Raw genomic sequence first — 19,871 nt, forward strand, 5'->3', positions numbered from 1 at the left:
ATTTCAACCAAAATGCCACGCACTGCATCGGTACGACTACCCAGCGCTTAACCATTGGCCATCGATACGGCATTCTGTGGCACGTGATGCGGAGAACGGTGGTGCGAGTGGTGGCGGGAGTGGTGGTGGCCGCGGCCCTCGGGGGCGTGGCGGGGTGCGACTCCGCGTCCGCCCACCACCCGGCGCCCCGTGCCACCACGGCCGCCGCCGGAGCGGGGGGCGCGCCCCGGCCCGTACCGCACGGCCGCGGCAGCCACGTCCCGTACGACTTCAACGGCGACGGCCACCGCGACCTCGTCGTGAACGACCTGGCCAAGGGCGACAGCTACGGCGACGACGCGGGCATCGCGGTCGTCTACGGCACGGGCTCCGCCGGCGCCCTCGACCCGGCCGCCCGCCAGGTCCTCACCACGCGCCTCAGCGCGGCCCCGGTCGGCGGCAAGCCGCCCGCCACGTTCGACGCCGAGGCGGCGTGCGACCTGGACGGGGACGGGTTCGGCGATCTGATCGTCACGACCGACCCGCCCTACGACGGCATCGGCCGCCCGCCCGTGCCCCTCCAGGTCCTCTTCGGCGGCCCCGGCGGCCTCACCGGCCGCGCGGTCGTCCTGGGCATCCCCGAGCGGGCCCGGTACGGCAACGACTGGCCCGACCACCCCGTCTGCGGCGACTTCGACGGCGACGGGGCCACGGACCTGGCGGTCACCGCGACCGGCGGGCGCGTCAGCTTCCTGCGCGGCCCCTTCGCCCGCACCGGCGCCCCGCGCGCGGCGGACGCCTCGCTGCCCGGGGGCGGCCCCGTACTGGCCGCGCCGGAGCCGAAGGCGGATGTGAACGGGGACGGGTACGACGACCTGGTGGTGCGCGCGTCGGCCGCGCCGGGCGCGCGGGCCAGGCTGCTCCTCGGCGGCCCGCAGGGCCCGGTGCGGCCCGGCGGCACCTATACGTACGCCCCGGGCACATCCGCGCGCCCGCCGAAGCCGCCCGCCAACGGCCTGCCCGCCACCGACCTCCCTGGCGGCGGCCCGGCCCCCGTGACGGACGTCCTCCAAGTCGCGGACTTCACCGGTGACAAAGTGCCCGATGTGGCGGTCCGCATCCACCGGGGCGAGACGCGGGACCTGGTGGCGGTGTACGCGGGCACGGGTGCGGGGCTGCGGGCGAAACCCCTGGTCGGGTTCACGACGGCGGGCTGGGGCTGAGCCCGTGCGGCCCGCCGCCGCCGACCCCTCCGGGTCCCCCTAGGGGATGTCACAGCTCAGCCGCAAAGACGGCCTGTTCCCGCCGCCCCGGCTTGGCGACCCGTCAGAACAGGTACGTTCGAAAGCGTGGCAGGATTCAGGATGGGGCGCGGCCGGGACGACCGGAACCCGCGACGGCAACCGCAGCAGGGGCAGGGACACGGCCGAGGACAGCAGTGGCCAGACCCCCAGCAGCAGCGCGCACAGCAGCAGTACGGGTACGGGCAGCAGCAGCCGTACCCGCAGCAGGGCGAGCCGGAGTACTTCGGCGACCCGTACGGCCAGGGCCAGGGGCAGCCTCAGGGCGGATACGGCCAGGGGCAGGGCCAGGGCCAACAGCCGTACGGCCAGGGCATGCCGCAGGGGTACGCGCCCGCCCAGGACCCGTACGCCAACAACCCGGGCCACACCCAGGCCTTCAGCATCGGCGAGGACCCGTACGGCTCGGGGGCGACCTATCGCGCCGGTGCCGCCACGGCGCCGCCGTCCGGCCCCCGGCTGCGCTGGAAGGAACTGCTCAACGGCATCGTGATGCGGCCGGGACCGACGTTCTGGCAGATGCGCGACTACCCCGTGTGGGGCCCGGCGCTCACCATCACGTTCCTCTACGGCCTGCTGGCGATCTTCGGCTTCGACAAGGCCCGCGCGGAGGTCATCAACACGACGCTCAGCAAGGCCGTGCCGGTGGTCCTGATGACCGGCGTGGTCTTCGTGATCGGCGGCATGATCCTCGGCGCGGTGACGCACACGATGGCGCGCCAGCTCGGCGGTGACGGCTCCTGGCAGCCGACCGTCGGCCTCTCCATGCTGATCATGTCCCTCACGGACGCGCCCCGGCTGCTGCTCGCCCTGTTCCTGGGCGGCGACAACGGCCTGGTCCAGGTGGTCGGCTGGGCGACCTGGCTGGCGGCGGGCGCGCTGTTCACGTCGATGGTGAGCAAGTCCCACGACCTGCCCTGGCCGAGGGCGCTGGGCGCGAGCGCGATCCAGCTGGTGGCGCTGCTGAGCCTGATCAAGCTGGGCACGATCTAGCCGGCTGGCGGATACGCGAAAGGGGCCCGGGGTTCAGTAGAACCCCGGGCCCCTTCCTCGTACTCGCCGGCCCGGACTACGCGTCCAGAACCTGCCCCTCGCGGCGTACGACGGGCGGCTCGACGCTCCACGGGAAGTTGATCCACTCGTCGGTGCGCTTCCACACGTACTCGCACTTCACCAGGGAGTGCGACTTCTCGTAGATCACGGCACTGCGGACCTCGGCGACGTGGTCGACGCAGAAGTCGTGGACGAGCTTGAGGGTCTTGCCGGTGTCGGCGACGTCGTCCGTGATCAGGACCTTCTTGCCGGAGAAGTCGATCGCGTTGGGGACGGGCGCGAGCATGACGGGCATTTCGAGGGTGGTCCCGACCCCGGTGTAGAACTCCACGTTCACGAGGTGGATGTTCTTGCAGTCCAGGGCGTAGGCGAGGCCACCGGCGACGAAGACGCCGCCGCGGGCGATGGAGACGACGATGTCGGGCTCGTAGCCGTCGTCCGCGATGGTCTGCGCGAGGTCGCGGATCGCGCCCCCGAACTTCTCGTAGGTGAGGTTCTCTCGTACGTCGCTCATGTTCTCGCTGCCGCTCACACCTGGGTCCGATGGAAATTGAGATACGACCGCGAGGCGGTCGGTCCGCGCTGGCCCTGGTACCGGGACCCGGACCGCTCCGAGCCGTACGGCGACTCGGCGGACGAGGTCAGCCGGAACAGGCACAGCTGCCCGATCTTCATGCCCGGCCACAGCTTGATCGGGAGGGTCGCGAGGTTCGAGAGCTCCAGCGTCACGTGCCCGGAGAAGCCGGGGTCGATGAAGCCGGCCGTGGAGTGCGTGACCAGGCCGAGCCGCCCGAGCGAGCTCTTGCCCTCCAGGCGGGAGGCGAGGTCGTCGGGGAGGGAGATGACCTCGTAGGTCGAGGCGAGCACGAATTCACCCGGGTGAAGGATGAAGGGCTCGTCACCGTCCGGCTCGACGAGCCGGGTGAGGTCCGCCTGCTCGACGGCGGGGTCGATGTGCGGGTACCGGTGATTCTCGAACACCCGGAAATAGCGGTCGAGCCGCACATCAATGCTGGATGGCTGGACCATGGATTCGTCGTACGGATCGATGCGGACGCGACCCGCGTCGATCTCGGCCCGGATGTCCTTGTCTGAGAGAAGCACGTCCCGAGGATACGCAGGGTGCGCGGGGCTGCCGTAATCGGACAGACCCGCGCGCGCCACCGCGTACCGCCTACCGCTGTTCGCGCACCACCGGGACGGCGTGCCGCAGCCGGGCGCAGCGGGGGCACCGGAGCAGCCGGCCGGGCCCGATCCGCTCGGCCCCGAGCTGCTGCATCGGGAACGAATCGGTGGTGAAGACATGCCCCTCGGCACAGCGGACGACGGTGCGCTCCAGCGAGTCCATCAAGTGGCTCAAGTCCCTTCCCCAACAACAAGCATGGACGGAGAAACCACCACATTAAGGGATGAACGGGACGCCACTCCAGGCGGCACTCCGACGACGCACCCACCCGCCTGGACCCCCTGCACCGTACGCCCCAACTCCGGCCCCCGGCACCCGAATCCCGCCACGCGGAACGCGAGCAGCCCCCGGGCGGATACGCCGGGGGGCTGGCATGGGGTAGGGTGAGCAACGATACGAGCCCCTTTCGGGGGATCGTCGCGCGAGTGTAGTTTAATGGTAGAACATGAGCTTCCCAAGCTCAGAGCGCGGGTTCGATTCCCGTCACTCGCTCCAGCTTTAACCCCCAGGTCAGCGATCTGGGGGTTGTTTGTTGTCCAGGCCGCTTGGACCCTTTCGGCGCGCGGCGTCCGCCGGCTGGCCATAAGCCCGGCGCTCCCACCCGCACCCAGCCATAATCGACCCATGGCCACACCGCCAAGCGTCTCCGAGCTCCGCCGCGCCAAGTACGCCCGGCGGCTGCCCGCTGAGCTCTCGGAGCTGGGCGGACCCGAGCACGGCACGGTCGCCCTCCCCCTCCACCTGGCCTGGTCCGGCCTGACGGAGTTCGACCTCGATCAGCCCCGGCTGAGGATGAGCTGCTACCGGATCGTGCTGGCCGAGGGGATGCACGACGACCTGGTCGAGTACCTCAACCGGGACCTGCTCATCAGCATGTGGCCGGTCCTGCGCACGCTCATCAGCCGGGATATCCGCGACGTGTGGGAGCACGCCTTCGCCGACCTGGCCCCGGATGCGCGGGCTGTTGCGTGAACCTGACCCACCTGCACCGCCGCCTGCTGGCCGATGTGCTCGCCGTGGGCGGCGCGTACCCATTGGCGGTCACCGGCGGCTACGCAGTGCAGGCGCACGGGCTGGTCGACCGGCTGAGCCAGGACCTCGATGTCGCGACCGAGAACCCGGACCCCATGGAGAACATCGCGGCCACCGTACGAACCGGGCTGGAGCAACGCGGCTGGAGTGTCCGGGCATTGGAGACGGACCCGCTCTCCGCACGGCTGATCGTGACCGATCCCGACAGCGGCGAGGAGTGCGAGGTCGACGTCCTCAAGGAGGTTCTCTGACGCCCGCCTGTGCAGACCGAGTACGGCTTGGTGCTCTCCCTCGAAGACGTGGTCGGCACGAAGGTGCGGGCGCTGGCCGACCGGGGACTCGCCCGCGACCTCATCGACGTACGCGCGGCAGCGGACCGCTGGAGCCCCACAGAACTTGAGGAGCTCGGGCGGCGGCACGCCCGCGACGCGTTCGACCTCTCCGACCTTCAGACCCGACTGGCCGGCGCGGACTGGATCGACGACACCGAGTTCGCCGCGTACGGGCTCGGCGAGCGCGACATCAGCGCCCTGCGGCAGTGGGCTCAGGAATGGGCAGATGACATCAACGAGCGGATACACGATCAGCTCGACGACGAGTGAACAACAAGCCTTCCGACCCTTCAGGTGGCGGGGAGTTGGTAGGCGAGGACGAAGGCGTCAGCGGCCATGATGGTGTCGCAGACTTCGACGGCGCGGCCTTCGGTGTCGTACGCGGTGCGGATCAGGTGGATGACGGGGACGCCGGGGGCGAGGTGGAGCGTACGCACCTCCTGTGGGGAGGGCATGCGGGCGCGGATCTCCGGGCCCCCGGGCGCGGGGCCCGGCGCCCGGCGCCCGGGGGCCGCAGACAGCAAACGGCCCTCAGGCACGGAAATCCCGCTTGGGCCGGGGCGGTCGGCTCCACGGCTTTACCCACCTCACCGGTTCGGGTCCCGCGCCGAGCAGGACCAAGGGGCCACTCGGACACATCAGTGGGCAGGCCAAGGCTGCCCAAGTCGCTGGCCAGCGCATGGCCCCCTAATCATGCTCGACCCCAAACCGGGCAGGACACCGGCCAAGGCTGCTCCGCCGACCTTTTTCCGGATTCCTCGGGTGGAAATCTCATCACGCGCGTACAGTTCCGGGCCATGGCGAAAGTACAGCCCGCAGGGTTCTGGAGCTACACCCATCGCGATGATCAACTGGACGGCGGTCGAATCACCAGACTCTCTGAGCGCATCAGCCACGCATTCGAAATGATCACCGGTGAACCGCTTGAGATCTTCCTCGACAAGAAGGCCATTGAATGGGGCGAAGCCTGGCGCAGACGTCTCGATATCGCCCTGACGGGAACCACCTTCCTCATCCCCGTTGTCACACCCAAATTTCTTGTAAGCCAGGAATGCCGACGTGAGGTGATCACTTTTGCCGGGCATGCAGCAAGCCTAGGACTGGAAGAGCTCCTACTGCCGATCCTCTATGTTGATGTGCCCCAACTCGCCGAAGGTTCTAGGGGCGAACCGGACGATGAGGTCCTGGAGCTCATCGCTCGTCGGCAGTGGGTTGACTGGCGCGACCTTCGCCTGGAGGACGAAGACTCCCCCCAGTACCGAAAGGCCGTGCACATGCTCGCCTTGCGGTTGAGCGAGATCATCGAGAGTGCGCCACCACCCACACCAGTGCAGCCACCGGGCACAAACGACTCAACCGAAGACGCTCCTGGGTTCGTCGAAGCCATGGCGGAGATGGAGCAAGCGCTCCCTTCCTGGCTCGACACTATCCAACAGTTTGCAGGAATCATCACCCTCATCGGCGAGCAAACATCCTGGGCAAGCAACGAGATGACCGCATCCGATGCCAGAGGCGGGGGGTTCGCCGGGCGCGTTCGCGTGACCGAAGAGCTGGCTTCTCGGCTCGCGGATCCGGTGGAAACAGTCGATGCCCTTGGGGCGAAGTACTGGGCAGAGCTGGCATCCATCGATCCTGGGGTCATTAGCTTCGTCAGGCAGGCTGCTGACGGCGACCTCTCCGTCGAGGACCGGAATGTCGCCCAGGATTTCTTCCGTGCAGTTAACGAGCTCGCCGACGTGACTCGGGAAACCACCGAGAACCTCCGAGGTTTCTCCGACAGCGTTGCAGGAGCCGCTGAGGGAAGTCGTCTCCTGAGGCCGCAGTTCAGGACGATTCAATCCTCGGTTCAAAAAGTCATCGACAGTCAAACAATCATCGACGAATGGGTCCGATTGATCGGCGAAACCGACCTGAAGGATAACCGCTAGATCCGAGAAAATCCCCTGCTCAAGTTCGTGCCAGACCCGTGCCAGGTAGGGCGGGGACCAGCAGTCAGCGGCGGGCGCCAAGGCAGGTCCGAGACTTCTCCCTGACACCGGTTCTCTCTGGTCATGAGCCGGATGGGGCCTAGAAGATCGGTGATTCCCAACCTCAGAGCGCGGTTTCGATTTCCGTCACTCGCTCCATGAGAAAGCCCCAGGCCGGCGGACTGGGGCTTTGCTGTTCCCCGGGCCTCTGGCCGTCTCAGGAGCCCAGCGTGCGTCGCGCCAGCGTCGCGAGGCTCGCCGCGATGCGCTCCGCGCTGAGGCCCAGTTCGCGTTGGTGGCGGAACAACTCGGGGGCCAGTGGGGCCAGTAGTTGGTCCGCGAGGGGCTGGGGGTCGGGCAGGCCGGCCTCGCGCGCCAGGTGGGCGACGTGGGCGTGCCAGAAGCCGTACGCGCCTGTCCCGTACCGCACCGCACCGGTCTCCGCGCCGAGGGCCAGGGGGAGGTGGGCCTCCAGTAGCGCGGCCATCTCGGTGTAGAACGCGGCCAGGCGCTCGCCCGGTGACGGGGTCTGCCCGCCCGGCTCTCCGGGGCCGAGCGGCGGTGCGCCGCGCAGCAATTTCTCCTGGAGGGCCCGCTCGTGCTCGTCGAGCAGTGCGCGGGCGATCGCCGCGCGGTCGGGATAGCGGCGGTACAGCGTCCCGCGGCCGACTCCGGCGGCCTTCGCGATGTCGTCCATGGTCACCGAGGCGGGGTCGCGCTCGGAGAAGAGCCGCTCGGCGGCCGAGAGGATCCGGGCCCGGTTGCGGGCCGCGTCCGCCCGCTCGGGCGGCGCGGTGGGTGCGGTCCCGGCCTGGGGCAGCAGCGGACGTTCACTCATGACATCACCCTAGGAGGGAAGTGGACACGGTGTCCAGTTAGGCGTTACGGTCCCGAGGGTTGGTAAGTGGACGCCGTGTCCACTTACCCCGATCGGCCAGCAACCCCCCGTACCCACAAGGGAGTTCTCCATGCCGCACCTCCTCCACCTCGACTCAAGCGCCCGCCTCGACTCCTTCTCCCGGCGGCTCGGGGCGACGTTCGCCGCCACGTGGCGGGCCGCCGGTGGCGGCACCGTGGTGTACCGGGATCTCGCCGCCGAGCCCGTGCCGCCGATCCGGGAGGCATGGACCCGTATCTGCGACACGTTCCTGCGCGAGGGCATCACCGACATCGGCCGCTACGCCGAGGCCGTCCGCAGCGACGAGGAGCGTGCGGCATGGGCGGTCGTCGAACCGCTCCTCGCCGAACTGGTCGCCGCCGATGTCGTCCTCATCGGGGCGCCGATGTACAACTTCGGGGTCCCGGCCGCCCTCAAGGCGTGGATCGACCAGGTCACCTTCCCCAAGATGGTGCTCGCACCGCGCAAGTTCGTGGTCGCCTCCGCACGCGGCGGCGCCTATGGCCCCGGCCTGCCGCGCGAGCCGTTCGACCACCAGGGCCGCTACCTCGTCGACTTCTTCCGCGGCCACTACGCCGTCGACGACGCCGAGATCATGAGCGCCGAGCTCGTCAACGCCCTCGTCGATCCCACGCTGGCCCCGCGCCGCGAGCAGCAACGCGACTCGTACGCCGAGGCCGACCGCGCGGCACGTGAACTCGCCGTGAAGCTCGCCCACTTCACCATCGCCAGGGAGGACTGACCATGCCATGGCTTTGACTGCTGGTCACAGCGCCGCCTCCTCGCGAAGCCGACACACCCGGAGCCGACAGGCCCGCGAAGGCGGCAGGCCCGGGGAGTCCCCGGGCACCCGCCGGACCTCAGCCCTCCGCCCCGTCGCCCCGCTCCCACCCCTGCTCGCGCAGCACCCCCGCCACATCCGGCGCCCGGTAGTGCTCGCCCTTGAGGACCTTGCCGTCGGCGCGTAGGAGCGGGCGGCCGTCGGGGCCCAGTTTGGTCATGTTGGCCCGGTGGATCTCCGCGATGACCGCGTCCAGGTCGATGCCGTGGACGAGGGCCGTGCCGTACGCCACGTAGACGACGTCCGCCAGTTCGTGGGCCAGGTGGTGCAGGGGGCCCTCGACCGAGACCTCCGCCGCCTCGGCCGCCTCCTCGACCAGGAGGTCGCGGCGGTGGGCGGCGAGGTCCGGGGGGATCTCCGTGGGGGTCGTGCGGGCGTCCAGGCCGAACGTGGTGTGGAATTCCCGGACCAGCGGGGCCGGAGACGGTGTGGCTGCTGTTGTTCGTTGTGCGGGGGTGCTCATTCGGGTCAGTTTACGTAACCCCGGCAGACCCCAAGTCGAGCTCCCCGTACGCCCGTTACGCCGTCATCAGGATCAGGCGGCTCACCAGGTCCGGGCGGCGGGACGCCACCGACTCCGCCAGCGGGGAGCCCTTCGCTATGCCGAGGAGTTCCACCCGGCCCTCCCCCATGTCCTCGATCACCGCTATCAGCTGGTCTTCCGCCAGGCTCTCCGTGGTCGGGGAGAGGTGCGGGGTGATCAGCGTGTGGCCGCGCGCCAGGCCCACCGCCGCGTACGGGACCGGCGGGGTGCCGATACCCCCCTCGTGGACCAGCACCAGCGGGCGGCCCGTTCCCGCGCGCTCGTAGTGGATCTGTGCATCTGCTATCGACACGATCGGCATGACCGGCCCTCCCGTTGGCACTGGCGCACAGCCTGCCCGGGGTCGGTCACCGGCGGGAGGTCACTGCTGAGGCTGGGATCGGCGATCCCAGGATGCGGACGGCTGCGTACGTACGTACGCATGCGCTATCGGCGGGGCGACTGTCCTTGGTGCCTGACTCGGTGTCATAATGTATGGGTAGCCCTTCGTGCATCCCCCGTCGCGAAGGGCTACATCTATGTGCGGGCGCGTGTATGTGCACAGCCGCGCACACCCTGCCCGGTTCCGGGCATGGCGTGGCCTTCACACGGGCAAGGGACTCCCCTCGTGGCCCCCTGCCCGTGTTTTTTCGAGTTAACAGTGGCGTAGAGTGTTTGTGCAAGCCCAGTTCTGACCAGACGGGGTGGGGGATCCGATGGAAGACGACACGCCTGACACTCCTGAGCTGGCGACCTTGCAGCAGAAGGTCGCCTACATGGTGGAGAAGACCTTCCCCGGCGAGAACGTCTCGGGGCGGACGTTCTCCGACCTGGTGAAGGAGCGCGGCGGGCACCTGTCCCACAGCTACTTCTCCAACATCCTCGCGGGCAAGGTCACGCATCCCTCCGAGGACATCCTCAAGGCGCTCGGGCTCGGCTTCGGTGTCGACTGGCGGTTCTTCAAGGAGGAGTCCGAGGTCGTCGACGACGTCGTGGCGGGGCTCCAGTTCCTCGCCAAGCGGCGTACGGGCGAGATCAGCGGCATCGCAGGGCGCGGGCTCGACGACGACGGTCTTTCCGCCGAGCTGCTTCAGTTCGCCCTCTCCCTCCTTGAGGAGAGCAGCGGCAAGAAGGACAGCGACTCCGACTCCTAGCGTCGCCGGACCCCCCGTATTCACTCTCGTTCGTTAAGATGCGCCGATTGATCGCATGTCCATACGCACGAACGCGTGACTACGCCCAGAGGGACCCAGAGGCTTCCATGTCCATGCGCGAGCTGCGGAGAGAGTGCGAGGCCGGGCTCGCCGACCTGCCGATCCCCGCCCCGTTCAGCATCGAGGGCCTGGTCGCGAACATGGAGGAGGCCCGCGGCCGCACCATCGTGCTGCGGGAGCTGCCCGACCGGCTGGCGCGGGTCAACGCCGCCTGCGGGCTCCGGCTCAAGGCCGGGAACACCAGCTTCGTGCTCTACCGGAAGCGGCCCACCGACTACCAGACCCAGCACGTCATCCTCCACGAGCTGTGCCACGAGTGGTTCGACCACGGGACCTCGCTCGGCGCCGAGCAGCTCAAGGCCCTGCTGCCGATGTTCGACACCTCGCTCATCCAGCGCGTCGTCAGCTCCGGCGCCGCCGTGCAGGCGCGCGCCCAGTACGACACCCATGACGAGCGCGTCGCCGAGTTCGGGGCCTCCCTCATCCCCCGGATGGCCATGGACGTGACCAGCGACGACATGGTCGGCCGGCTCGCCAACTCGCTCTCCCGGCCCGTCGCCCACCGCCGCCGGGGCCTCAACTTCTTCCGCAGAGACTGATTCCGCCGAGACCGATTCCGCAGAGACCGAACTCCCGCGGCCTCCACCCAAGGCCGCCGAAACCGTCCCCCATTCCTGCCCCCGAGGAATCCCCCCGATGACTCCGCTCGACCTCGCCGGCTATCTCATAGCCGCGCTGATGACCGCCGTCGCCCTGTGGCGTATGCCCGCCGCCCTGTGGGGCGACGAGGAGGACAAGCGCCGGCGCGCCCTGTGGGGCTGTTACGCCGGGTTCGCCGTCGCCCTGTGGACCAAGACCAAGTTCGTACGGATCACACTGAACGACAGTGAGGTCACCGACCTCGCCGTCCTCATCAAGCACTACACCGCCACCATCGCCATCCTGGCGATCCTCAGCTACATCGTGGCGATCTACGGCCACTTCCCGGACGAGGGCGCGATCCCCCGGCACGTGCGCTTCGCGCGGACCGTGCAGCGGGTCGCCGCCAAGGCGTCCGCGGCCACGCTGATCCTGCTGACCGTGCTGTTCTTCACGGTGGTGGACCGTTCCGTCCCCTCCGACCGGTTCGTCTCGGACCATGCGGGGCAGTGGGGCGCGACGCTCTACATGAGCGTGTTCTACCTGTACTTGGGCGCCTCCTCGGCAGTCTGCGCGTACCAGTGGGCGCTGGCCACCGGCAACGCGCGGGTGCGGCATCTGCGCGTCGGGCTCGGCATGATGACGTTCGCCATGTTCATCGGCGTGGCCTACACCCTCAGCCGGACGCTCTTCCTGTGGGTGAGCGTCATCGACCGGCCGAGCAGGTCGTTCGCGCTGCACTTCGACGAGATCACCGAGGCCTCGCAGGTCGTGCTGTTCGCGTTCTTCGCGCTCGGCGCGTCCATCCCCGCGTTCACCAAGGGCTGGCGCCGGGTGCGGCTGTGGCGGGCGCAGGCGCGGCTGCACCCGCTCTGGTACGAGCTGATGACGGCCTTCCCGGACCAGCCGTTCGAGCCGCCGGCGCCGCTGCTGCGGGAGCTGACGCGCTTCGACACCCCGGCCGACCTGCGGATCGACCGGTGGGCGGCGGACATCGCGGACGCGGTGGAGAAGCTGCGCCACTATGTGCCGGACGAGCTGCTCGACGCCGCCAAGGAGGCCGCCGGGCCCGAGGCGGCCGGGCCGCTCGCCGACGCGCACTGGATCAGGGCCGCGCTGGCCGCCAAGGCCGACGGCGCCGCCGCGGGCCGGGCCGCCGCCATCGAGCCGCAGCACGCCACGGACCAGGACGGCGAGGTCGCCTGGCTGGTGCGGGTGGCCGCCGCGTACAAGACGATTCCGTACGACCGGGCCCGCCAGGTCCTGGCGTCCGCCGAAGACCGCACCCAGGCCCAGGCCCAGGAGACCTCCGCGTGACCAGCAGCATCGAAAGCCGCACCGCCGGGCTCGACGACCCCGCCCGGCGCCCCGTCGCCCTCGCCGTCACCAATGTCCTCCAGCCCCGCAACTGCCTTCTCGTCGGCATGCTCGGCATCGGGTTCGCGGCGGCGGGCGACTGGACCGGGCTGCTGTGGGGGTTCCTCGGGGCGCTGTGCGCGGGGCTGATCCCGGCCGGGTACATCGAGTGGGAGCGGGGGCGCGGCACGTGGGGTGACCGGCACGTGGTCGACCGTACGAAGCGGGCGCCGATCTTCTTCGTCATCCTCGGCTCGATCGGCACCGGCTCGCTCGTCATGGTCCTCGGGGACGCGCCCGTCGGCATCCTCGCGGCGATGCTGGGCCTTTGGGTGATGACGATCGGGCTGCTCGCGGTGAACACGGTCTGGAAGATCTCGGTGGACGCGTCTGTGGCGTCGGCGGTGGTGGCGCTGCTCGCGGCGGTCCAGCACGAGCCGCGCTGGCTGTTCCTGTACGCCCTGACCATCGCGGTGTGCTGGTCCCGGGTGGCCCTCAGCTACCACACGGTGGGGCAGACGGTGGCGGGGGCGGCGCTGGGGGCGGCGACGGCGGTGGCGTTCGTATTCGTCTGACCGCGCGCGCGGGTGTCGTGTTCTCCGGCTGCGGCCCGGTGGGGGCTGGTCGCGCAGTTCCCCGCGCCCCTAAAGACCTGTGGCTGAGCTGGGTTCTCCGGATGCGGCCGACTACCTAAGGGGCGCGGGGAACTGCGCGACCAGCCCACCACCGGCCCGCAGGTGAAACGAACCGTCACATGTGGATCGGGCCCGCGTCCCCGCCCTCCGTCGGATGCGGATGCGGCGGCCCCTTGCGGTACAGGATCACCGTGAGCAGCAGGCCGAGGGCAAAGAAGCCCGCCGACCACCAGTACGCCGTGGCGTAGCTCTGCAGCTGGGCCTTGGCCAGGACCTGCGGGGTGTGCTGCTTGCCGACCAGGTAACTGCTCGCCGCGCTCGTGGCCAGCGTGTTCAGCAGCGACGTGCCCACCGAACCGCCCACCTGCTGGCTGGTGTTGACCATCGCCGAGGCCACGCCCGCGTCATGGGCCGCGACCCCCGCCGTGGCCAGGTTCATCGCCGGGGCGAAGATCAGGCCCATGCCGCAGCCCAGGACCAGGAGCGGCGGCAGGACGTGGGCGGCGTACGTGCTGTCGACGTCCAGGGCCGTCATCCACACCAGCCCCGCCGCACCAAGGCCCATGCCCAGCGGCACGATCGGTTTGGCGCCGACCTTGGGCACGAAGTTGTTCTGGGCGATCACCGAGGACGCGATCATGATCACGACCATGGGGATGAAGGCGAGTCCGGTCTTCACGGGCGAGTAGCGAAGGATCTGTTGCAGGTAGTACGTGAGGAACAGGAACACGCCGAACATCCCGGCGCCGGAGACGAACATGCCGAGGAAGGAGGCTCCTCGGTCCCGGTCGAGGACCACCCGGAGGGGCAACAGGGGGTGCTCGGCGCGCAGTTGCCACCGTACGAAGGCGATCAGCAGGACTCCGCCCGCCGCCAGGTAGCCCCAGGTCTGGCCCGAACTCCAGCCGTGCTTCTCGGCGTTGGAGAAGCCGAAGACGATGCAGAACAGGCCCGCCGAGACGAGGAGCGTGCCGGGGATGTCCAGTTTCGGGCGGTCGGCCGGGGCTCCGGGGTGGAGCAGGCGCAGGGCGCCGAGGAAGGCGATCGCCGCGAAGATGAGGTTCACGTACAGGCACCAGCGCCAGTTGAGGTACTCGGTGAGCAGACCGCCGAGCAGCAGGCCCACCGCGCCGCCGGTGCCCGCGATGGCGCCGTAGATCCCGAAGGCCTTGGCGCGCTCCTTCGGGTCGGTGAACGTCGTGGTGAGCAGGGAGAGCGCGGCGGGTGCGAGCAGCGCGCCGAAGACGCCCTGGAGGGCGCGGGCGATGACGAGGACCGAGAAGCTGGGCGCCGCGCCGCCGATGGCCGAGGCCACCGCGAAGCCGATCAGGCCGGTCAGGAAGACGGCCTTGCGGCCCACCAGGTCGGCGACGCGTCCGCCGAGCAGCAGCAGCGAGCCGAAGGCCAGGGCGTACGCGGTGACGATCCACTGGCGGTTGCCGTCGCTGAAGCCGAGGTCGCTCTGCGCGGAGGGCAGAGCGATGTTCACGATGGTGGCGTCGAGCACCACCATGAGCTGGGCGACGCCGATGACCGCGAGGACCAGCCAGCGGTGTTCATGGGCGGCGCCCTGATGGCCGGTGCCTCCGGCGGCAGCGGCGGCGGCCGTGGCCGCGCCCCCGCCGCGCAGTGGCTGTCCGTCGGGACTCGCCCCGGTCGCCGCCGCTCCGGCACTCTCCTCCGGTGCCGAAGCGGCGGCTATGCGTTCCGCCCTGCCCTCTTCGACGGCGTCCTTGGTGTGACGACCCATGGCGTACGTCTCCTTACGGGGGATACGCGCCCTTCATCACGCTAAGGGGAGGTACGGCGCTCCGCCACGCGAGTGACGCGGGGGGCCAATGGGGTGGTCTACCGGGCGCAAACGTTTCGTCGCCGGGAGCAACCGCGAGACGCTACGGCATCGCGGGCGGCCGGTCCTCCGACACGCCGGGCTCCGGGCCCAACAACCGGAAACGTAAGGCCACTTCGAGCTCGAAGCGGGCGTCCGGGTCGTCGAGCGCGGAGCCGAAGAGCTGCTCGATGCGGCGCAGGCGCTGGCGTACGGTCTGCGGGTGCAGCGCGAGCTGTTCCGCCACCTCGGGCGCGCTGCCCCGATGGGACTGGAGCCACACCAGGAGCGTGGTGGCGAGCCGGGTGGCCTGCTTCGGAGTGAGGTCGTCCAGGGGCCGCAGACGCCGGTCGGTGAACAGCCTGACGAGCGGCTGGTCCCCGAGGAGCAGCAGCTCGGGCAGGCGCTCCTCGCAGCGGACGATCCCGGCGGACTGTCCGAGGCGTGCGAGGAGTGTGCGCGCCCAGCGCAGTGAGTCCGCCGCCATGGCGAGCGGCACGGTCGGCCCGATGACGGCCCCCCGTACATCCAGCGCCCCCGCGAACGCCTGGTCCCCGAAGGCCGTCGCGGGGTCCGGGACCAGCAGATACGGCTCGGGGCTGTCCAGGTCGGCGAGGACCGCCGGGGGCAGTCGGCGGTGGGTGCGGTCGCGGTCGGCGGGTGGTCCGAGCGCGACGCACGCCACCATGTCCGGCAGCGTCCAGCCCGCCACCACCGCCGCCTGTTCGACCGCGGGCGGGGCCGCGCCGGAGACGATCCGCCCCAGCAGATGGTGGCGCCTGCGCCCCAGCGCGCCCGCCTTGTCGGCCTGCGCCTCGGCATAGCCGCGCACCGAGACGGCCGAGATCTCGTCGATGTGCGCGAACACCGCCTCCGCGAGCAGCACCACCTGGTCGGCGCCCATCCCGGCCCGCCGCGCCGCGCGCGCGTACCGCCGCCAGGCGACGCGGGCGCCGAGCCGGTACGCGGCCTGGAGCGCGTCGAGGCTGCGGCCCTCCGCGAACTCGCCCCGCCCCAGCACCCAGTAGACCCGCCACCGGTCCTCGCCCCGACCGGCGGGCGGGGCGGCCCCACCCGCCTCCACGAGGTCCGCGAATTCGGCGAGAGCGGTTTCCACCCCGCGCTGTATTCCGTATCCGAACTTACCGTCCAGCGGTCGGGAGAATTCCGGTACGTGCTGTCTTATCTGCCGAATCACCTCGGCCGCGGTGGAGCGCTGTTCTTTTCGCAGCTCTGCGGCGAGAGCACCCGGCAGAGCTGCCCATGGCCCGGCCATGGCTGCGATTATGAGCGCTTGTTACTCACCAGTCAATGGTTGCGACATGCCAGGTTGCCGCCCCGTTACCGCCCGTCACACCGGGATACGCTCACACCCGTGACAAGTTTCCGCAGCCCGTGGACAAATCTCCGGCATATCTCTGCGGACTTGACGGAGTTCGACTGAGATCCATTGCCCGCGCCCGGAATCCACACGTACTTTCGCCTGGTCGAATTCCAGACAAGGGACGGTACTGGATATGAGATTTTCCCGAATTTCCCGGGCCTGCGTGAGTGCCGCAGTCGCAGCCGCGGGGCTCATGGCGCTGAGCACGGCCCCGGCCAAGGCCGCCGAGAACGGTACGGCCGGGGCGACCGTAACCCGCCCGGTGGAGACCCACTACAGCATCGGATTCCTCGCCGGCCTCCTCAAACCCACCGAGGCGCCGCCCGGCGCCAACGACTGGTCCTGCCGCTCCACGGCCCACCCCACCCCGGTGATCCTGGTGCACGGCACGGCCGAGAACATGAACCTCAACTGGCGCGGAGCCGCGCCACTGCTCGCCAACAACGGCTACTGCGTCTTCGCCTTCAACTACGGTGGCAAGACGCCCACTTCACCGCTCCAGGGCATGGAGAAGATCGAGGACGGCGCGGCCGTGATGGCCGCCTTCGTCGACAAGGTGCGGGCCGCGACGGGCGCGCCGAAGGTCGACGTCGTCGCCCACTCCCAGGGCGGCCTGGTCACGCGGTACTACCTCAACAACCTCGGCGGCGCGCCCAAGGTCGACAAGCTCGTGGCGCTGGGCACGCCGAACCACGGCACGACGCTGAGCGGTCTGACCGAGTTCGGCCGCGTGCTCCGACTCCTCGCGCCCGCCAACGAGTTCGTGGTCGGCCCGGCCTGCCCCGCGTGCGTCCAGCAGGAAGTCGGCTCGGACTTCATCAAGGCGCTGAACGCGGGCGGCGGTACGGCGCCGGGGGTGACCTACACGAACATCGCGACGAAGTTCGATCAGGTCACGACCCCGTACACGTCGACGTTCCTGGCCGCCGGGCCGCACGTCACCAACATCACGGTGCAGAACCAGTGCGTGCTGGACGCCACGGATCACACGGAGATCTCCTACGACCCGATCGCGCTCACGAACGTACTGAACGCACTGGACCCGGCGCACCCCCGGCCGATCCCGTGCCAGGTGGTGCTGCCGGTGACGGGCCCGCTGCTCTGACCCTCAGAGGCTGCGTACGAAGGTGGTGAAGGCGGCGGGGCCGACGACGAAGGCCCCGCCGTCCGGGTTCTTGGAGTCGCGGACGGCGATGCGGTGGGGTTGGGTGGCGATTTCGACGCATTCGCCGCCGGTGTCGGAGCTGTACGAAGACTTCTGCCAGGCGGCGACCCCGAGGGGGGCGCACTCGACGCAGTTGCCTCCGGTGTCGCCGCTGTACGACGACTTACGCCATGTCGCGCCTGCCAGGTTTTGGTTGGTCCCCATAGCGCTCCTCCATTACACGGGCGATCAGTGCCGCCGAATCCTCCACGGAGTGCGCGGCGGCCTGCAAGTGATCGTAACGGAGTGAACCCTCCCTGATAGCTTGCGGGTTGGCCGTCATGTGGCCGCTTACGAAGTCCTCGGTGTACACCAGGTCCGGATCGTCGTCGAAGCGCAGAGTGGTGAACTCACCCATCAGTCCCGCGTGCTCACCCGCCTCGAACGGCAACACCTGCACGTTCACCCACTCCCGTGCCTTGTTGAGGTGCAGCAGGTGTTGGAGCTGCTCACGCATGACCTTCCGACTACCGACCTCCTGGTGCAGCACCGCCTCGCTCATCACCACCCAGATCAGCGGCGGGGTCTCGCGGTCGAGGATCCGTTGGCGTTCCATGCGAGCCTCGACGCGCGCGTCGATGTCGCCCTCGTCCCGTACGCCGAGCACGGCACGTGCGTAATCCTCGGTCTGGAGCAGCCCGTACACCAACTGCGGGTGGAACGACGAAATGAAGGCCGCCCTCGCCTCCATCTCCGCGTACTGCTGGAACCACGAAGGCAGCTGGCTCCGCAGCACCAAACCCACCAGCCGCGCGAAGAACCCCTCCGTGAGGAGCGCCGCGTCCAGCCGCTCGGAGATGTCCCGCGTCGGGACCTTCCGCGCCGTTTCGATCTGGCCGATCAACGACGCCGCGCAGAAGATGCAGTTCCCGAGCTGCTCCTGCGTCATTCCGGCCGCTTCGCGCTTGCGGCGCAGCTCGGAACCGTAATAATCCAGCGGTGAGGCGCTGGGATCGAGGTCTCGGATGTTGACCATGATGAAGGGTCACCCCCAACCGCACGCGGTGGACAGATTTTTCTGCCCCTACCGACCGTAACCAGATCACCGCACTCTGGTGGCGTGAATCACGCAACTCACCCTTCCGAGGCGCAAGTTGGGGGTCGTTACGGCATGCACATCACCGTGGGCGACCACTCGGCCCGGCATCTGCGCCGGATCCTGCGCTGGTATCTGGCGAGCTGGTCCATGACCTCCCTCACCGACTCGGCCGAACTCGCGCTGACCGAGCTGACGGCCAACGTCGTACGCCATGTGCCCGGCCGCCACTGCCATGTCCTGATACTGGCCAGGCCGACCGGGGTGCGCGTCGAGCTGACGGACGACTGCGCCGAGCTGCCGCGTACCCCCGCCCGTCCCGATGAACTCGCGGAGTCCGGGCGGGGGTTGATGATCGTGGCAGCGGTGACGAGCCGGTGGGGGGTGCTGCCGCACTCGTGGGGCGGGAAGACGGTGTGGTTCGAGTGCGACAGGAGCGATGAGCCCGACTAGCGGAAGCCGCCCATGGCGACGCGGACCTCGTCGAGGGTGACCTCCGCGATCGCGTTGGCGCGTTTGTTGCCCTCGCGCAGGACCTCCCGTACGTACGGGAGGTCGCTCGCGTACTCCGCCCGGCGGGTCCGCATCGGCGCGAGGTAGGTGTTGACGGCCTCGGTGACGTGCCGCTTGAGCGCGGCGGCGCCGCCGTCCCCGATCTCGGCGGCCACGTCGTGCGGGTCGCGGTCCTGGCAGAGGGCGGCGAGCTGGAGCAGGCCGGAGACGCCGGGGCGGTCGGCGGGGTCGTACGTGATGCGGCGGTCCACGTCGGTCGTGGCGCGGCGGACGAGCGCGGCGGTCTCGTCGGCGGTGGCGGAGAGGGGGACGGAGTTGGAGCGGGACTTGCTCATCTTCGTACCGTCGGTGCCGAGGAGCAGGGGCGCGGCGGAGAGCAGGGCCTCGGGCTCGGGGAAGACCTGCCCGTAGCGGTCGTTGAAGCGGCGGGCGATCGTACGGGTGAGTTCCAGGTGGGGGACCTGGTCCTGGCCGACCGGGACGACGTCGGCCTTGCAGAAGAGGATGTCGGCGGCCTGGTGGACCGGATACGTGAACATCAGCCCGCTGACGGCCGATTGGCGCGAGTGCGCGATCTCGTCCTTCACGGTGGGGTTGCGGCCGAGCTCGGCGACCGAGACGAGGCTGAGGAAGGGGAGGAGGAGCTGGTTGAGGGCGGGGACGGCGCTGTGGGTGAAGACGGTCGCGCGGGCGGGGTCGATGCCGGCGGCGAGATAGTCGAGGACGAGGCCGTGGGTGTGGCCGAGGAGGTCTTCGGCGATGTCGCGGTCGGTGATGACTTGATAGTCGGGGATGACGAGAAGGACGTCCATTCCCTCGTCCTGGAGGCGGACGCGGTTCTGGAGGGTGCCGAAGTAGTGGCCGAGGTGGAGGGGGCCGGTGGGGCGGTCGCCGGTGAGCATGCGGGTCATTTGGCTGTGCCTCTCTGGGTCGGTGGCGGGCGTCGGGGA

The 19,871-nt window shown here is 69.6% G+C and carries 22 protein-coding genes, 1 tRNA gene and 2 pseudogenes; 13 read left to right on the forward strand and 12 right to left on the reverse strand.

Features of this window, described 5'->3' with window-relative positions; all coding sequences use genetic code 11:
* The first annotated feature begins 86 nt into the window (after positions 1-86).
* Both OG965_RS20675 and OG965_RS20680 read left to right on the forward strand, forming a co-directional pair.
* Positions 87-1,202: an FG-GAP repeat domain-containing protein gene (locus OG965_RS20675; protein ID WP_371657008.1), complete on the forward strand. Its 1,116-nt coding sequence runs from the start codon at positions 87-89 to the stop codon at positions 1,200-1,202.
* 126 nt (positions 1,203-1,328) lie between these two features.
* Positions 1,329-2,273, forward strand: coding sequence for a Yip1 family protein (locus OG965_RS20680; RefSeq protein ID WP_371653572.1), 945 nt, complete (start codon positions 1,329-1,331; stop codon positions 2,271-2,273).
* 76 nt (positions 2,274-2,349) lie between these two features.
* Here the strand turns inward: OG965_RS20680 and OG965_RS20685 are convergent, their stop codons facing one another.
* The 3 genes from OG965_RS20685 to OG965_RS20695 all read right to left on the reverse strand — a co-directional run bounded on the left by OG965_RS20685 (position 2,350) and on the right by OG965_RS20695 (position 3,693).
* Positions 2,350-2,847 (reverse strand): phosphoribosyltransferase, encoded by a 498-nt coding sequence (locus OG965_RS20685; RefSeq protein ID WP_101392481.1) that lies wholly within the window; start codon positions 2,845-2,847, stop codon positions 2,350-2,352.
* Between the two features lie 14 nt (positions 2,848-2,861).
* Positions 2,862-3,437: a dCTP deaminase gene (dcd, locus tag OG965_RS20690; RefSeq protein ID WP_371653573.1), complete on the reverse strand. Its 576-nt coding sequence runs from the start codon at positions 3,435-3,437 to the stop codon at positions 2,862-2,864.
* 70 nt (positions 3,438-3,507) lie between these two features.
* The gene (locus OG965_RS20695; protein WP_371657192.1) at positions 3,508-3,693 is read right to left on the reverse strand and encodes a hypothetical protein; all 186 of its coding nucleotides are present in this window, start codon (positions 3,691-3,693) and stop codon (positions 3,508-3,510) included.
* 247 nt (positions 3,694-3,940) lie between these two features.
* Here OG965_RS20695 and OG965_RS20700 point away from each other — a divergent pair.
* The 3 genes and pseudogenes from OG965_RS20700 to OG965_RS20710 all read left to right on the forward strand — a co-directional run bounded on the left by OG965_RS20700 (position 3,941) and on the right by OG965_RS20710 (position 5,153).
* Positions 3,941-4,014, forward strand: a tRNA-Gly gene (locus OG965_RS20700).
* A 129-nt stretch (positions 4,015-4,143) separates the two neighbouring features.
* On the forward strand, positions 4,144-4,491 hold the full coding sequence (locus OG965_RS20705) for a transcriptional regulator (protein ID WP_371653574.1): 348 nt from the start codon (positions 4,144-4,146) through the stop codon (positions 4,489-4,491).
* Positions 4,488-5,153: pseudogene (locus OG965_RS20710) on the forward strand (nucleotidyl transferase AbiEii/AbiGii toxin family protein). The gene OG965_RS20705 and the pseudogene OG965_RS20710 overlap by 4 nt, the downstream one beginning before the upstream one ends.
* Before the next feature lie 20 nt (positions 5,154-5,173).
* Here the strand turns inward: OG965_RS20710 and OG965_RS20715 are convergent.
* Positions 5,174-5,353: pseudogene (locus tag OG965_RS20715) on the reverse strand (UTRA domain-containing protein); the annotation flags it as partial.
* A 327-nt stretch (positions 5,354-5,680) separates the two neighbouring features.
* On the opposite strand from OG965_RS20715, the gene OG965_RS20720 reads away from it, so the two are divergent.
* Complete coding sequence (locus OG965_RS20720) at positions 5,681-6,811, forward strand: TIR domain-containing protein (protein ID WP_371653575.1); 1,131 nt, start codon at positions 5,681-5,683, stop codon at positions 6,809-6,811.
* A gap of 256 nt (positions 6,812-7,067) precedes the next feature.
* Here OG965_RS20720 and OG965_RS20725 read toward each other — a convergent pair whose 3' ends face one another.
* Positions 7,068-7,688, reverse strand: a complete 621-nt coding sequence (locus tag OG965_RS20725) for a helix-turn-helix domain-containing protein (RefSeq protein WP_371653576.1) — start codon at positions 7,686-7,688, stop codon at positions 7,068-7,070.
* A gap of 130 nt (positions 7,689-7,818) precedes the next feature.
* On the opposite strand from OG965_RS20725, the gene OG965_RS20730 reads away from it, so the two are divergent.
* On the forward strand, positions 7,819-8,490 hold the full coding sequence (locus tag OG965_RS20730; protein ID WP_371653577.1) for an FMN-dependent NADH-azoreductase: 672 nt from the start codon (positions 7,819-7,821) through the stop codon (positions 8,488-8,490).
* Between the two features lie 118 nt (positions 8,491-8,608).
* Here OG965_RS20730 and OG965_RS20735 read toward each other — a convergent pair whose 3' ends face one another.
* On the reverse strand, positions 8,609-9,052 hold the full coding sequence (locus OG965_RS20735; protein WP_371653578.1) for a MazG nucleotide pyrophosphohydrolase domain-containing protein: 444 nt from the start codon (positions 9,050-9,052) through the stop codon (positions 8,609-8,611).
* A gap of 55 nt (positions 9,053-9,107) precedes the next feature.
* Positions 9,108-9,434: an alpha/beta fold hydrolase gene (locus tag OG965_RS20740; protein ID WP_371653579.1), complete on the reverse strand. Its 327-nt coding sequence runs from the start codon at positions 9,432-9,434 to the stop codon at positions 9,108-9,110.
* 394 nt (positions 9,435-9,828) lie between these two features.
* On the opposite strand from OG965_RS20740, the gene OG965_RS20745 reads away from it, so the two are divergent.
* From OG965_RS20745 to OG965_RS20760, 4 genes are all read left to right on the forward strand, one after another.
* On the forward strand, positions 9,829-10,266 hold the full coding sequence (locus OG965_RS20745; RefSeq protein ID WP_371653580.1) for a hypothetical protein: 438 nt from the start codon (positions 9,829-9,831) through the stop codon (positions 10,264-10,266).
* Between the two features lie 107 nt (positions 10,267-10,373).
* Positions 10,374-10,925: a toxin gene (locus OG965_RS20750; protein WP_371653581.1), complete on the forward strand. Its 552-nt coding sequence runs from the start codon at positions 10,374-10,376 to the stop codon at positions 10,923-10,925.
* Between the two features lie 97 nt (positions 10,926-11,022).
* Entirely contained in the window at positions 11,023-12,282 is a 1,260-nt protein-coding gene (locus OG965_RS20755) for an MAB_1171c family putative transporter (protein WP_371653582.1), read from the forward strand.
* Positions 12,283-12,389: 107 nt separating this feature from the next.
* A complete protein-coding gene (locus tag OG965_RS20760; protein ID WP_371657009.1) occupies positions 12,390-12,896 on the forward strand; it encodes a hypothetical protein in 507 nt (168 codons plus the stop codon).
* 175 nt (positions 12,897-13,071) lie between these two features.
* Here OG965_RS20760 and OG965_RS20765 read toward each other — a convergent pair whose 3' ends face one another.
* Together OG965_RS20765 and OG965_RS20770 are read right to left on the reverse strand one after the other, a co-directional pair.
* On the reverse strand, positions 13,072-14,706 hold the full coding sequence (locus tag OG965_RS20765; RefSeq protein WP_371653583.1) for an MFS transporter: 1,635 nt from the start codon (positions 14,704-14,706) through the stop codon (positions 13,072-13,074).
* Positions 14,707-14,848: 142 nt separating this feature from the next.
* The gene (locus tag OG965_RS20770) at positions 14,849-15,901 is read right to left on the reverse strand and encodes a PucR family transcriptional regulator (protein WP_371653584.1); all 1,053 of its coding nucleotides are present in this window, start codon (positions 15,899-15,901) and stop codon (positions 14,849-14,851) included.
* A 430-nt stretch (positions 15,902-16,331) separates the two neighbouring features.
* Between OG965_RS20770 and OG965_RS20775 the strand changes: the two genes are divergently transcribed.
* Positions 16,332-17,273, forward strand: a complete 942-nt coding sequence (locus OG965_RS20775; RefSeq protein ID WP_371653585.1) for an esterase/lipase family protein — start codon at positions 16,332-16,334, stop codon at positions 17,271-17,273.
* 3 nt (positions 17,274-17,276) lie between these two features.
* Here OG965_RS20775 and OG965_RS20780 read toward each other — a convergent pair whose 3' ends face one another.
* Positions 17,277-17,537 carry a DUF397 domain-containing protein gene (locus OG965_RS20780; protein ID WP_371653586.1) on the reverse strand — a complete coding sequence of 87 codons (261 nt, stop codon included), beginning with the start codon at positions 17,535-17,537 and terminating at the stop codon, positions 17,277-17,279.
* A complete protein-coding gene (locus OG965_RS20785; RefSeq protein ID WP_371653587.1) occupies positions 17,497-18,348 on the reverse strand; it encodes a Scr1 family TA system antitoxin-like transcriptional regulator in 852 nt (283 codons plus the stop codon). The genes OG965_RS20780 and OG965_RS20785 overlap by 41 nt, the downstream gene beginning before the upstream one ends.
* Before the next feature lie 135 nt (positions 18,349-18,483).
* On the opposite strand from OG965_RS20785, the gene OG965_RS20790 reads away from it, so the two are divergent.
* Entirely contained in the window at positions 18,484-18,861 is a 378-nt protein-coding gene (locus tag OG965_RS20790) for an ATP-binding protein (RefSeq protein ID WP_371653588.1), read from the forward strand.
* Here OG965_RS20790 and trpS read toward each other — a convergent pair.
* On the reverse strand, positions 18,858-19,832 hold the full coding sequence (gene trpS / locus OG965_RS20795) for a tryptophan--tRNA ligase (protein WP_371653589.1): 975 nt from the start codon (positions 19,830-19,832) through the stop codon (positions 18,858-18,860). The genes OG965_RS20790 and trpS overlap by 4 nt on opposite strands.
* Between the last annotated feature and the right edge of the window lie 39 nt (positions 19,833-19,871).

The organism is Streptomyces sp. NBC_00224 (genome assembly GCF_041435195.1).
Classification (GTDB): Bacteria; Actinomycetota; Actinomycetes; order Streptomycetales; family Streptomycetaceae; genus Streptomyces.